This is a genomic window from Bradyrhizobium sp. ORS 285 (genome assembly GCF_900176205.1).
Lineage (GTDB): Bacteria > Pseudomonadota > Alphaproteobacteria > Rhizobiales > Xanthobacteraceae > Bradyrhizobium.
Genome location: NZ_LT859959.1, coordinates 7,606,445 through 7,620,093, shown reverse-complemented (window position 1 = coordinate 7,620,093; position 13,649 = coordinate 7,606,445). Strand labels below are relative to the sequence as shown.

Below are 13,649 nucleotides of genomic sequence, written 5' to 3'. Positions count from 1 at the left end.
GATGAGAAAGCTTAAAGCATGATCCGGAAAAGTGCGCAGCGGTTTTCCGAAAAGATCATGCGCAAACAACAACCTAAAGCGCGATGACGATTCATCCTGATCTCATCGCGCTTTAGGCTTCCTCCACGTCCCGCCGGAGGTCACACGTCCATGCCCGAGCTGATCATCCGCATGGCCCGCCCCGAAGAATACGACGCCGTCGCCCGGCTCTGGATGGACAGCTGGTGCTCGACCGGGCTCGATAGCCCGAGCGAGAAGCTGCTGACCTATCTCGCTGACCGCGTGCCGCGCGAGGTTGCCGGCGGCTGGAGCCTCTATGTCGCGGATGACGGTGGCGCGCTCGCCGCGATGCTCGCGATCAACGTCGAACGGCTCTATCTCGACCAGCTGATGATCGCCCCTGCCTATCAGGGCCGCTCGCTCGGCCGACGCCTGCTCGGCTTCACCCGCCAGCTGCTCCCGCACGAGATCTGGCTGCGTTGCGCCGAAGGCAACGAGAGGGCGTGGCGCTGGTATGAACGCGAACGCTTCGTCCTGGAGAAGACGGAGGCCGATCCCGTGCATGGCCGGATCATGAAATATTACCGCTGGAAACGCGGCGATACGCCGGCGGCTTCGCCGTCAAAGCCTTAGGCGAAGCACTCCATGACCTGACTGCCGGACCAGGCCAGACGGCGTCGTGTCGAGGCCATAGCGAAGGCTGAGATCGAGCCGGTCGCTGGCGGTCGTGATCAGACCAAGGCCTGCCGAATAGGTCCACGCCGACAGGCCGAGGCCGTTGGTGACGAAGCTGTCGCCGCCGCCGGAGAAGGCTGCGCCGACCTGCAGTCTCTGGTTCAGGGCGTTGTAGCCGGCGCCGAGATCGGCGGTCAGACGAACCTGCCTCGCCAGCTGGTAGACGGCTTTCAAGCCGGCCGTCGTCGTCAGCTCCTGATAGCTCTGCGGGTCGACGTTGAGGCTGAAGCCGCCGGCCCCGCTTTCCCGATAGGCATCGCTGCGCACGGTGCCGTAGTCGAACCGCAGCGACGGGATCAGCGCGACGTCTGCCGTCAGCGGAATTCGCGTCTTGATACCGACGCCGGCATGACCCGTGACGGAGCGATAGCTTCCGCCCGCGGACGCCGCCATGAAAGTCAGCGACCTGTTCTCGCCGTTGTCGCTCCACCCGCCGTCGAGCTGATAGTCGAGCATCACGTCGCGGCTGATCGCGTAGGCTCCATAGAGTCCGAGCTGGTAGGACGACAGGCCGAGACGGTTCGGCACGGCATCATCGCTGCCCGTGATCGTCTGCCGTGAATAGCCGAAGACGCCGCCGACCATGGCGCGTGGCGACAGCGCCGCATCGGCGCCGAAGGCCAGGCCACCACCGGAGGCGTCATAGCCTGGAACACCATCGCGGCCGGCCTGCCGCGTGACGCTGCCGAGCGGCTGCACCCAGACATTGCGGCCGGCGGCGCCGCTGATCTCATCGAGCCGGTTGGTCATCGTCTGACGGAAATCGCGCTGCGTCACATAGGTCGCCTGCGACGCAGCGCCGGTCAGCACCGGCAGCGTCTGCTTGACCGCGTTGCTCAGCGATGGACCGCTGAGATTATCGAGCGCGACGAACCCTGAAGCCATCGATCCGCTCCAGCCTGCCGAGGTCATCGATAGCCGATACAACGCATCGGCGGCCGCCAGGCCGACCCTGTCGCCGGCCGAGCGCAACGTATCGCCATAGGGTTGGACCAGCGACATCGACGCCAGATCTCCGGTCATGTTGCCGGTGAGATCATAGGTCGAGGTGATCATCTGCGCGCCCGACGCATTGCCGCTGGCCGCGCCGTACAGGCTGGTGAGATTGCCGCGTGACAGCGTGTTGAACAGCACGCTGCCCTCGGGTGTCACCGAGCCGAGCAGCGTGAAGCCGCCGGCTGCACTGCCGGCCGGCGCGACGCCTGCCCCCCAGAAATAACCGTTCTGATAGTTCGTGATGACGAAGCGGCCCGGCGCCTGCGTGCCGAACAGGGCCGGACTGACGATCCGCCACGGCGTGCCTGCTGTCCACGCCCATTGCGGCACTGAATTGGCCGGCACGGGCGCTGACGGCGGCGGCGTGAAGGTGGCGGGATCGTAGGGCAACATGTAGGCCCAATGCGTCACCAGCAGCGTTTCGCCGGTGATCATCTGCATTTCCATGCTGGTGACGCCATTGAGCGTGCGCATATAGCCGAGCCCGACCGTGACAGTGCCGCCGCCCGCCGGCGTGAACAGCATGGTGATCTGTCCCCGCGGCGTGACGAAGCCCTGGATTGTCGAGCTGTCGGTCAACAGGGCCGGACCGATCCGGAGCTGCGCGACGCTGGTGCCGGTGAAGGCGCCGTTGGTCGCCGTGCCCAGGGACCACAGCGTCTGGTCGCCGATCGGGATCGGGTTGGTGAAACTTGTCTTCGGCGACATGTAGGCCAGCAGTTGGGCTGTCGGCACATACCAGTTCGTGTTGGAGATCGTCGAATCCCAGACGGTCGATTGAGACCGCGCCGGCACAGCGCCGGCGACGTATGAGGCGCCCGCCGCGCAGAACGCGACGACGCAGGCCTTCCAATGCGGCATCATCGCCCCCACGATGTCGTCTTGCTGCCGGCGCGAACCCGACTGGCTGCCCAACGCGGGGCCGCGCGTGCCGAGGTCGCGTCAAGGTCGATCGATTATCAGTGGGGGATCGATCGTCTTCAACTGGGAAAAAATGGGCGCATCGCAGCAATCGGCGGCCGCACCCGCCGATCAGACGCCCGCTGTGGACCGGACGGCGACTATTCCGCCTTGAGATCCTCGGGGCGCGGCATCGAGATGACGTTGTAGCCGGAGTCGACGTAGTGGATCTCGCCAGTGACACCACCGGAGAGCTCCGACAGCAGATACAGCGCGGAGCCGCCGAGCTCCTCCAAGGTCACGCCGCGGCCGAGCGGCGAGTGCTTCTGCTGGAACGCGAACATGAAGCGGGCATCGCCGATGCCGGAGCCGGCCAGCGTCCGCACGGGGCCTGCGGAGATCGCGTTCACGCGGATGCTGCGGCGGCCGTAATCGGCGGCGAGGTAGCGCACCGAGGCTTCGAGCGCGGCCTTCGCGACGCCCATCACATTGTAGTTGGGCATCACGCGGTTGGAGCCGTCGAAGGTCAGCGTGATCATGCTGCCGCCGCTCTCCGGCATCAGCTCGGCAGCGCGCTTGGCAATCTCCGTGAAAGAGAAGCAGGAGATCAGCATCGTGCGCGAGAAGTTCTCGCGCGAGGTGTCGGCGTAGCGGCCCTTGAGCTCATTCTTGTCGGAGAAGGCGACGGCGTGGACGATGAAGTCGAGCCCGCCCCAGGCGTCCCGCAAGCTCGTGAAGACGCCGTCGACGCTGGCGATGTCTTCGACGTCGCAAGGCAGCACATGCTTGACGCCGAGCTCGTCAGCCAGCGGACGCACGCGCTTGCCGAGCGCATCGCCCTGATAGGTGAAGGCCATCTCCGCGCCGTGCGCGGCCAGCGTCTTGGCGATGCCCCAGGCGATCGAATGGTCATTGGCGATGCCCATGACCAGACCGCGCTTGCCTGCCATCAGACCCTGCATGATGTCTCTCCTTCGTCATGCCGGGCACGCGCCCTGGCAGCTTGAAACGACCGCCCGTCACAGACGCAAATGGCCGGACATCGGTGCGAAGACATTGCTTCGCGCTGTTGCCCGGCCATGATGCCGATTGGAACGATCCTGTTCGAAACCTTAGGCGTCGAGCTGCTTGAACACCAGCGTCGCGTTGGTGCCGCCGAAGCCGAACGAATTCGACAAGACGGTGCCGAGCTTGGCATTGTCGATGCGCTTGCGCACGATCGGCATGTCGGCGAACACCGGATCGAGCTCGGTGATGTTGGCGCTCTCGCAGATGAAGCCGTTCTTCATCATCAGCAGCGAGTAGATCGCCTCCTGGACGCCGGTGGCGCCGAGCGAGTGGCCGGTCAGGGCCTTGGTCGCCGCGATCGGCGGGCACTTCTCGCCGACGCCGAACACCTTGCGGATCGCCTCCATCTCAGGCGGATCGCCGGCCGGCGTCGAGGTGGCGTGCGGATTGATGTAGTCGATCTTGGTCTTCACCGTCGACAGCGCCATCTGCATGCAGCGCTCGGCGCCCTCGCCGGACGGCGCGACCATGTCGTAGCCGTCGGAGGTCGCGCCATAGCCGACGATCTCGCCGTAGATCTTGGCGCCGCGCGCCTTGGCGCGCTCGAGCTCCTCCAGCACGAGAACGCCGGCGCCGCCGGCGATCACGAAGCCGTCGCGGCTCACATCGTAGGGGCGCGAGGCGGTCGCAGGCGTGTCGTTGTGCTTCGACGACATCGCGCCCATCGCGTCGAACAGCACCGACAGCGACCAGTCGAGCTCCTCGCAGCCGCCGGCGAACATCACGTCCTGCTTGCCGTACTGGATCATCTCATAGGCATTGCCGATGCAATGGTTCGAGGTCGCGCAGGCGGAGGAGATCGAGTAGTTCACGCCCTTGATCTTGAACCAGGTCGCGAGCGTCGCAGACGCCGTCGACGACATCGCCTTCGGCACCGCGAAAGGTCCGACCCGCTTGGGGCCCTTGGTGCGGGTGATGTCGGCGGCTTCGACCAGCGTGCGCGTCGACGGTCCGCCCGAGCCCATGATGATGCCGGTGCGGATGTTGGAAACGTCGGATGGCTCCAGGCCGGAGTCGAGGATCGCCTGCTCCATCGCGACGTGATTCCACGCCGCGCCCTCGCCGAGAAAGCGCATCGCGCGGCGGTCGACCACCTCGGCCGGATTCAGCGTCGGCGCACCTTGCACCTGCGAACGAAAACCAAGCTCGGCATATTTCTCAGCACGGGAGATGCCGGACTTCGCCTCGTACAGGCTCGCAAGCACCTCCTGGGTGTTGTTGCCGATCGACGAGACGATGCCCATGCCCGTGATGACGACCCGCCTCATGATGTCCGCCTCGCCTTGCTCGTGTGTTTTGTTGCAGTCATGCCTGCTGCACTGTCGATGATCGCAGTCCGCCGGTTCAAGACGGCGCGGCGTCCTGCTTGAACAGACCGACCTTCAGATCCTTGGCGCGATAGATAATGTCGCCGTCCATCGAAAGCCACCCGTCGGCAATACCGAGCACGAGCTTCGAGCGCATCACGCGCTTGATGTCGACGTTGTACACAACCTTGCTGGCGGTCGGCAGAACCTGGCCGGAGAATTTGAGGTCGCCGAGACCGAGCGCGCGGCCGCGTCCTGCGCCACCGGTCCAGCCGAGGAAGAAGCCGACCATCTGCCACATCGCGTCCAAGCCGAGGCAGCCCGGCATCACCGGATCGTTCTTGAAATGGCAGCCGAAGAACCAGAGGTCCGGCTTCACGTCGAGCTCGGCGCGCACGACGCCTTTGCCGAACTCGCCACCGGTCTCCGAGATCTCGACGATGCGATCGAACATCAGCATCGGCGGCAGCGGCAGCTGCGCATTGCCGGGACCGAACAGCTCGCCGCGGCCGCAGGCCAGCAGGTCCTCGTATTCATAACTGCCGCGTCGATCCAGCATGCTTGATGAGCCCTTCTCAACGTCCCCAGTGGAAAATATGGCGCGCGACATGCCCCTTCGCGCGTCGACCCCTTGATGCGCCGCTTCGCCGTCCGGCCATACCGTCGACTGGCCAGCGCCCCAAACCAGGCAGTTGGAACGGCACAGACGGCCATCGCGGCCAGCTGCGCCCGCCATGGCAGGTCAAATCGGGTCCGCGCGCTCTCTAACATAGGGGATTGCGGCGTCAATGCGCGTATCCAGCTAAATCGACGCGGGCCCCGGGCGCGCAACCGCCCCGGGCAGCAGATGCAGTTTAGGGTCGTTCTAGATAGGGTAGTTGCGATAAGCTTGCATCTGAGCAGGTTTCTTCCTATATCCAAACTGGTCGATGTGAATTTTTCGGTGCATGACGTGGACGCCAGCAACAACGCTTCGATGAGTGGTCACGATCGGGCCGGTCCGGATGGACTGGGAACGGGTCGGCAGCCTGCGCTCAATGGCTGTCCGTGGCACGACGTCAACGAAATGCTGCAGACGGCGGGCCTGCGTCCGACGCGCCAGCGCATGGCGCTGGGCTGGCTGCTGTTCGGCAAGGGCGCGCGCCACCTGACGGCGGAAATGCTGTACGAGGAAGCGACGCTGGCCAAGGTTCCCGTGTCGCTCGCTACCGTCTACAATACGTTGAACCAGCTCACCGATGCCGGCCTGCTGCGCCAGGTCAGCGTCGACGGCACCAAGACCTATTTCGATACCAACGTCACCGCGCACCACCACTTCTATCTCGAGAACAATCACGAGCTGGTGGACATTCCGGACCAGCATCTGGCGCTGTCGAAGCTGCCGGAGGCGCCGGAGGGCTACGAGATCGCCCGGATCGACATGGTGGTCCGGCTGCGCAAGAAGCGCTGAACGTTAACGCAGCCTCTGAACAAGCCAATGCCCGCGTCAGCCGCGGGCATTTTTGTGTCAGCTGAGCGTCGGAACAACGACCGGCGATGCCGACCGTCGATCACGTCAGTTCACCTGCTCGTCGGCATAGACGCCCCACAGCCGCTGCTGCTGGATCCAGCCCTCGAAGCCGTTGCCGAGCACGCGGCACCAGCCATTGCCGCACTTCTTCACCTGCGCGACGACGCCGGCCTGCAGCCGCGCCGTGACCGCGCTGGTCGTATCGGCGCTCTCATAGATCGGCGCGAGATCGTCCTTGTTCTTCATCGTGACGACCGCGGTGCGGCGCCCCGACAGCAGCGAGTGATAGACCCAGCCTTCGGACCCCTCGGAGTCGCGCACGCGGCGCCAATTCTCATATTCGGCGGTGATCTCCACCGGCAGGCCCGAGCGCGTGTAGACCCAGGCCACGTCGTTGTCCTTGGTCGGACCGGCGCGGACGTTCACATGATCCGATTTCAGGCTGACATAGCGCGGCACCGGCAGGCCGCTGGCGGGCAGAACCGAATCCTTGGCCACGGCACCGGTGCTGACCGAACCGTGGAGCAGGCTGACGCAGAAAACCGCGACGACAATTGCGACTGCACCGAGACGTCCCAACACGCTTGAACTCAACTCACTCTCCCTCGTCAGGGAACGCCGCCTTCGCCGCGCGCGCCCCCTTCGCCCGATCCCCATCGAACCGCCGGGCTGCCCCCCTTCGTGCACAGAGAGGGCTTGCCGCAGCGCAGGTCCTGGCCCCGCCGTTGGCTTCTTGTCTTGGCCCGGCCTTCTGCTAGACAGGACCGAACACAAGCGGCCAGGAAGCGCCTGAGAATCGCTCGCGAAACCCTGTCAGGGACGGATCGGCTACGCCACGAGATCCGACACGCCAGTCCAGGGAAACGCCGCTCTCAGACGACGACGGTAGTTTCGGCGAACCCGGTTAATGAGGTCTGAAGGATCTCATGAGAGCAGCACATGTCAGGTAGGAAAAAGCCCCTCGTCGTGGTGACACGCAAGCTGCCGGACTCGGTCGAGACGCGCATGCGCGAGCTGTTTGACGCGCGGCTCAATCTCGACGACGAGCCGATGAGCCAGGAGCAGCTCGCCGACGCCGTGCGCACCGCCGAGGTGCTGGTTCCGACCGTCACCGACCACATCTCGGCCGACATCCTCAATCAGCCCGACTGCAAGCTGCGCATGATCGCGAACTTCGGCAACGGCGTCGACAACATCGACGTGGCCGCGGCCGTGGCGCGCGGCATCACCGTCACCAACACGCCGAAGGTGCTCACCGAGGACACCGCCGACATGACCATGGCGCTGATCCTCGCCGTGCCCCGACGTCTGATCGAGGGCGCATCGGTGCTCACCGAGGGCAAGAACTGGGCGGGCTGGTCGCCGACCTGGATGCTCGGCCACCGCATCGGAGGAAAAAGGCTCGGCATCATCGGCATGGGCCGGATCGGCCAGGCGGTGGCGCGCCGCGCCCGCGCGTTCGGCCTGCAGATCCATTATCACAACCGCCGCCCGGTCGCCCCCGTGATCGCCGACGAACTCGGCGCGACCTATTGGGAGAGCCTCGACCAGATGCTGGCGCGCATGGACATCATCTCGGTGAACTGTCCGCACACCCCGGCGACGTTCCATCTTCTGTCGGCGCGCCGGCTCAAACTGATCCGCAAGGATGCCTACATCGTCAACACCGCGCGCGGCGAGGTGATCGACGAGGAGACGTTGACGCGGCTGGTCGAAGCCGGCGACATCGCCGGCGCCGGGCTCGACGTGTTCGAGCACGAGCCCGCCGTCAATCCTCGCCTGGTGCGGCTCGCCAAGGCCGGCAAGGTGACGCTGCTGCCGCATATGGGCTCGGCCACCATCGAGGGCCGCGTCGAGATGGGCGAGAAGGTCATCATCAACATCAAGACCTTCCTCGACAACCACCGTCCGCCGGACCGCGTGCTGCCGAGCATGCTCTGAAGCATGATCCGGAAAAGTGCGCAGCGGTTTTCCGAAAGATCGTGCGCACACAGAAGCGTAAACCGCGATGACGCTTCATCGTGATCTCATCGCTAGGCCGCGGTTCCACGGCGGGGACCGTGAGAACGATTGAAGCCAGGATGCGATTCCTGCGTTGAAGAAGCGGCCGATTGGCCGTTCCGACGCAGGGAGATGATCATGGAAACCCGCCAACTCGGCACCACCGGCCCCACGGTCTCGGCCCTCGGCCTGGGCTGCATGGGCATGTCGGACTTCTATGGCCCCAATGACCGGTCCGAGAGCATCGCTACCATTCATGCCGCGCTCGATGCCGGCGTGACGTTGCTCGATACCGGCGACTTCTACGGCATGGGTCACAACGAGATGCTGATCCGCGAGGCGCTGGCGTCAGTCGGCCCCCGCGACGTGCAGATCTCGGTGAAGTTCGGCGCGCTGCGCGGCCCCGACAAGAGCTGGCTCGGCTATGACGGCCGGCCGGAGGCGGTGCGCACCTTCCTGTCCTATTCGCTGCAGCGGCTCGGCGTCGATGCCATCGACATCTACCGCCCGGCGCGGCTCGATCCGAACGTACCGATCGAGGACACGATCGGGGCCATGGCCGAGCTGAAGCAGGCCGGCTACATCAAGCATATCGGCCTGTCGGAGGTCGGCTCCGAGACGATCCGCCGGGCGCACAAGGTGCATCCGATCTCGGATCTGCAGATCGAATATTCGCTGATCTCGCGCGGCATCGAGAGCGACATTCTGAAGACGTGCCGCGAGCTCGGCATCGGCATCACCGCCTATGGCGTGCTGTCACGCGGGCTGATCAGCGGCCACTGGTCGAAGGACCGCGGCGGCGCGACCGACTTCCGCGGTCATTCACCGCGCTTCCAGGGCGAGAATCTCGATCGCAATCTCAATCTCGTCGAGACGCTGCGCAGCATAGCCGATCAGGTCGGCGCAACGCCGGCTCAGGTTGCGATCGCTTGGGTGGCCGCGCAAGGCAACGACATCGTCCCGCTGGTCGGCGCCCGCCGTCGCGACCGCCTCGACGAAGCGCTTGGCGCGCTCTGCGTGAAGCTCACCGAGGTGCAGCTTTCCGCGCTGGACAAGGCGTTTCCGCCCGGCGTCGCAGCGGGCGAGCGCTATCCGGAGGCGCAACTGGTGCACATGGACAGCGAGCGCGGAAAGCAGGAGTGAGCCACGCTCGCGCAACACCCTCGGTGTCGTCCCGGCCTCGAGCCGGGACCCATACGCCCAGGGTGCAGTTTGAGGCACGCTGGTCATTGGCTTTTTGCCTAAAACAAGCGCTGCGGCGTATGGATCCCGGATCGGCGCCTACCGCCGCGTTGCGTCGGCAGGCTTGTCCGGGATGACGGCGGAGGTTGAGGCGCGAACCTCCAACTCATGGCCAAAGCCGAATATGTGAGGCCGATTTGCGATCTCACTTCCGATGCGCGCTCAGATCCGCAATCACTGGTCCATCGCCATTCAGCGGGTTGGCCGGATCGCGTCCATAGCGCAACGTCTCGAACCGCATGGTGCGGGCATCCAGCATCATCAGCCGCCCCACCAATCCCTCGCCGAAACCGACGATCTCGCGGATCGCCTCCAGCGCCATCATCGAGCCGAGCATGCCCGCGAGCGCGCCCATCACGCCGGCTTCGGCGCAGGCCGGCACCGTGCCGGGCGGCGGCGGCTCGGGGAACAGGCAGCGATAGGTCGGATTGAACTCGCCTCTGTCATTGCGCTCATGCGCGCGGATCGTCGTCAGCGACGCATCGAAGGTGCCGAGCGCGCCCGATATCAGCGGCTTGCCCGCAAGGAAGCACGCATCGGAGGCGAGATAGCGGGTGTCGAAATTGTCGGAGCCGTCGAGCACGAGATCATAACGGCCGATCAGGTCGAGCGCATTGTCGGCATTGAGCCAGGTCCGGTGCGTCACGACATCGACATGGGGGTTGAGCGCGTTGATGCGCTCGGCCGCGCTGTCGACCTTCGGCCTGCCGATATCCGGCGTCGCATGGATGACCTGGCGCTGCAGGTTGGACAGCGATACCACGTCATCATCGACCACGCCGATCGTGCCAACGCCGGCACCGGCCAGATACATCAGCGCCGGGGCGCCGAGCCCGCCCGCGCCGATCACCAGCACCTTTGCACGCTTCAGCGCTGCCTGGCCGGGACCACCGACGTCACGCAGCACGATGTGACGCGCGTAGCGCTCCACTTCCTCGTCGCTCAGCATCGTTACAAACGTCCTTCCGCTACCAATTCGCTGTGGGCGACGATGGAGACGGGACATCTCCCCACTGAACCCTCGCCGGATTGTGACCGACCAAGCAGATGTGCTTATTTACGGCAGCGGCAAGAGCAGCGGGATTTGTCATGAGACGGCTGGCCACGGCAACCTTCATCTGCGCGATCGCCGCGTGCGCGTCGGCGGAGGCGCAGACGCCGCCGGCACAGGGCGTGTTGCCCGGCGCCAAGCCCAAGCCGGTCGCCACCCAGGCCGTGCGGCCCGCCGTGCAGGCGCCGGCCGACACCGCCAATGGGATGAGCCAGGCCGAACGGCTGTCGCTGCAATCCGACCTTGCCTGGGTCGGCCAGTACAATGGCGCCATCACCGGCGACGTCAGCGAGCGCATGGTCAATGCGATCAAGGAGTACCAGAAGCTCAAGGGCGGCAAGCCGACCGGCGTGCTCAATCCGCAGGAGCGCGCCGGGCTTGCCGACACTGCGCGGCGCAAGCAGGAGAGCGTCGGGTGGAAGCTCGTGACCGAGCCGACCAGCGGCGCGCGCCTAGGCGTTCCGACCAGACTGGTGCCGCAGCAGACCACTGACGCCAACGGCTCGAAATGGACCTCGCCCACGGGCACCGTGCAGGTCGTGCTGTCGCGCCGCAAGGAGGCTAACCCGACCACCGCGGCGTTGGCCGACCGCGAGAAGAAGGAGCCGGGCCGGACCGTCGACTACACCGTGGTGAAGCCCGACTTCTTCGTGCTGTCGGGCCTGCAGAACCTGAAGAAGTTTTATATCCGCGGCACTTTCAAGGGCGACGAGGTGCGCATCCTCACGATCCTGTACGACCAGGCCACGGAGAACACCGTCGAGGCGGTCGTGATCGCGATGTCCAGCGCCTTCACCGCATTCCCGGCAGCATCCCTGGCTGCCCAGCCGGCACCGCGGCGGAGCGTCGACTACGGCACCGGCATCGTCGTCAGCCAGGACGGCGCCGTGATCGCCGACCGCGAGGTGACCGATGCCTGCGTGGCCATCACCGCTCCCGGCTTCGGCCATGCCGAGCGTATTGCCGAGGACAAGGAGCACGGGCTGGCGTTGCTGCGCATCTACGGCGCGCGCGGCCTGAAGCCGCTGGCGCTGTCGGGCGGCAATGCAAAATCATCGGTCGACATCGTCGGTATCGCCGACCCGCAGAGCCAGGGCGGCGGCGCGGCGATCAGCACCGTCAGGGCGCAGCTTGCGGGCAGCGGCCCAGGCGACGTGTCGCTCGCGCCGGCGCCCGGCCTCGGTTTCTCCGGCGCGGCCGCGCTCGACGGCGACGGCAAGTTCGCCGGCGTCACGCTGCTCAAGCCGGGCGTGCTCGCCGGCACGGGGCTCGTTCCATCCACACAGGTGGTGATGGTGAGCGCCGATGCGGTCCGTGGCTTCCTCTCGGCGCAAGGCGTCAAGCCGGACGGCACGTCGCTCGATGTCAAGGCCGCCACCGTGCGCGTGATCTGCGTGCGCAAATAGCGCTGCGGAGGTCTCGCCGCGCACTGCAGCGCGGCGGGTGCTTACGCAAAATTAAGCATGTCCTTTTAGAAAAAATTAAGGGCCCAACGGCGGCCGACGGGGATCTCAGGTGCAGCATCGCGACTGCGTGTGACGATGCCCGACGATGCCGAACGCTCGTTCGCGGCTCGCTTCCTAGCACCTTGCTATCAACTCGGAACGGCTCCCGCCGTAGTCAAACGGTCTGTGCAAGCACGGGCCGTGCATGAGATAGTTCGAACAGTTTTGTCGGCGTGCTGATTCGGACCACCGCGATCCCTCCATGTGAGCAGGATCGGGCCGGGACTGTCCTGAGCGAGAATAGCTCCGTATCGCGACCGCGATGCACCTCAGCTTTGGCGTTCTCATTAGTTCCGTCAACATCCGAAGGACTGTCTCCCGATGTACACGATCGTTTTGGCCACGCAGAAGGGCGGCAGCGGCAAGAGCACGCTCGCGATTGGTCTCGCCGTGGCGGCCCAGCAGGCCGGCCACAAGGTGCGCGTGATCGAAACCGACCGCCAGGGCACGCTGACGAAATGGCAGGCGCGCCGCGCCGCGCAAGAGCCGATCGTCGAAGCCGTTTACGACGCCAAGATGATCGAGCCGCGCCTGGCGACGCTGGCGCGCGACGGCGTCACCGTCTGCATCATCGACACCGGGGCTGGCATCACGGCATCCAGCACTGCCGCGATCCGCTATTGCGATCTGTGCCTGATCCCGGCGCGGCCGAGCGTCGCCGACATCGAAGCGACGGCACCGACGCTCAGCGTCGTCAGGGCCTGGCGCAAGCCCTTCGCCTTCGTGCTCAACCAGGCCCCCATCCGCGGCGGCCACCGCATCACCGACGCGACCACGGCGCTGGATGCCGACGCGCCGCGCGACATCGCCGAGGTACTGGCGCAGCCCTTCATCATGATGCGCAACGACCACCAGGACGCGCTCGCCGCCGGTCTCGGCGTCACCGAGTTCGACGGCGACGGCAAGTCGGCGCAGGAGATCAAGAGCCTGTGGCGCTGGACCGCGGGCAAGCTTGCCGGCGACCACGTCATGCACGAGGCCGGCGAGCTGAAGGACGCGAGCGAGCACGTCGAGGTCGAATTCCCGATCATGCTGACGCCGCAGCCGGAGGAGCCGAAGCTGCCGGTGACGCGCGCTTACCCGACCTGGGCCGACAACGGCATCAATTGGAAGGCAGGGCTGTAGTCCCGCTGCCAGGCTCCGCCTGACTCGAGCTCACGCGAATCATTTGCTGTCGAAGCCGGCCGCTCGCACAACGAGCGGCCGTTTGCATTTCACCTCCGCGTCGACAAGCGCCGCGGATCGATACAGCCCCGTCGACACAACTACCAACTTTGCGCGCTACGCCCGTCATCCGACATTTACAACCGTCACACGAGTGTCATAGTTCGGCC

At 65.6% G+C, this 13,649-nt stretch carries 12 protein-coding genes; 6 read left to right on the top strand and 6 right to left on the bottom strand.

The features are described from left to right. Positions 1-150 precede the first annotated feature (150 nt). On the top strand, positions 151-633 hold the full coding sequence (locus tag BRAD285_RS34305; RefSeq protein ID WP_006608911.1) for a GNAT family N-acetyltransferase: 483 nt from the start codon (positions 151-153) through the stop codon (positions 631-633). On the opposite strand, the gene BRAD285_RS34300 is transcribed toward BRAD285_RS34305, so the two are convergent. The 4 genes from BRAD285_RS34300 to fabA all read right to left on the bottom strand — a co-directional run bounded on the left by BRAD285_RS34300 (position 622) and on the right by fabA (position 5,565). After that, entirely contained in the window at positions 622-2,595 is a 1,974-nt protein-coding gene (locus tag BRAD285_RS34300; protein WP_006608912.1) for an autotransporter outer membrane beta-barrel domain-containing protein, read from the bottom strand. The two genes, BRAD285_RS34305 and BRAD285_RS34300, sit on opposite strands and share 12 nt — an antisense overlap. A gap of 197 nt (positions 2,596-2,792) precedes the next feature. Then, on the bottom strand, positions 2,793-3,593 hold the full coding sequence (fabI, locus tag BRAD285_RS34295) for an enoyl-ACP reductase FabI (RefSeq protein ID WP_006608913.1): 801 nt from the start codon (positions 3,591-3,593) through the stop codon (positions 2,793-2,795). Positions 3,594-3,743: 150 nt separating this feature from the next. Further along, a complete protein-coding gene (gene fabB, locus BRAD285_RS34290) occupies positions 3,744-4,967 on the bottom strand; it encodes a beta-ketoacyl-ACP synthase I (RefSeq protein WP_006608914.1) in 1,224 nt (407 codons plus the stop codon). Positions 4,968-5,043: 76 nt separating this feature from the next. Continuing rightward, a complete protein-coding gene (fabA, locus tag BRAD285_RS34285) occupies positions 5,044-5,565 on the bottom strand; it encodes a 3-hydroxyacyl-[acyl-carrier-protein] dehydratase FabA (protein WP_006608915.1) in 522 nt (173 codons plus the stop codon). 417 nt (positions 5,566-5,982) lie between these two features. Between fabA and irrA the strand changes: the two genes are divergently transcribed. After that, positions 5,983-6,456 carry an iron response transcriptional regulator IrrA gene (irrA, locus tag BRAD285_RS34280; protein ID WP_035638612.1) on the top strand — a complete coding sequence of 158 codons (474 nt, stop codon included), beginning with the start codon at positions 5,983-5,985 and terminating at the stop codon, positions 6,454-6,456. 105 nt (positions 6,457-6,561) lie between these two features. Here irrA and BRAD285_RS34275 read toward each other — a convergent pair whose 3' ends face one another. After that, positions 6,562-7,071 (bottom strand): SH3 domain-containing protein, encoded by a 510-nt coding sequence (locus tag BRAD285_RS34275; protein ID WP_371507741.1) that lies wholly within the window; start codon positions 7,069-7,071, stop codon positions 6,562-6,564. A gap of 384 nt (positions 7,072-7,455) precedes the next feature. Here BRAD285_RS34275 and BRAD285_RS34270 point away from each other — a divergent pair, with 384 nt between their 5' ends. Together BRAD285_RS34270 and BRAD285_RS34265 are read left to right on the top strand one after the other, a co-directional pair. After that, positions 7,456-8,457: a D-glycerate dehydrogenase gene (locus BRAD285_RS34270; protein WP_006608918.1), complete on the top strand. Its 1,002-nt coding sequence runs from the start codon at positions 7,456-7,458 to the stop codon at positions 8,455-8,457. Positions 8,458-8,655: 198 nt separating this feature from the next. Continuing rightward, positions 8,656-9,660: an aldo/keto reductase gene (locus tag BRAD285_RS34265; protein WP_006608919.1), complete on the top strand. Its 1,005-nt coding sequence runs from the start codon at positions 8,656-8,658 to the stop codon at positions 9,658-9,660. Between the two features lie 244 nt (positions 9,661-9,904). Here the strand turns inward: BRAD285_RS34265 and BRAD285_RS34260 are convergent, their stop codons facing one another. Next, the gene (locus tag BRAD285_RS34260) at positions 9,905-10,708 is read right to left on the bottom strand and encodes a molybdopterin-synthase adenylyltransferase MoeB (protein WP_006608920.1); all 804 of its coding nucleotides are present in this window, start codon (positions 10,706-10,708) and stop codon (positions 9,905-9,907) included. A gap of 140 nt (positions 10,709-10,848) precedes the next feature. Between BRAD285_RS34260 and BRAD285_RS34255 the strand changes: the two genes are divergently transcribed. Further along, positions 10,849-12,216 (top strand): serine protease, encoded by a 1,368-nt coding sequence (locus tag BRAD285_RS34255; protein ID WP_006608921.1) that lies wholly within the window; start codon positions 10,849-10,851, stop codon positions 12,214-12,216. A gap of 420 nt (positions 12,217-12,636) precedes the next feature. Beyond that, positions 12,637-13,440, top strand: a complete 804-nt coding sequence (locus BRAD285_RS34250; RefSeq protein ID WP_006608922.1) for a ParA family protein — start codon at positions 12,637-12,639, stop codon at positions 13,438-13,440. The last annotated feature ends 209 nt before the right edge of the window (positions 13,441-13,649 follow it).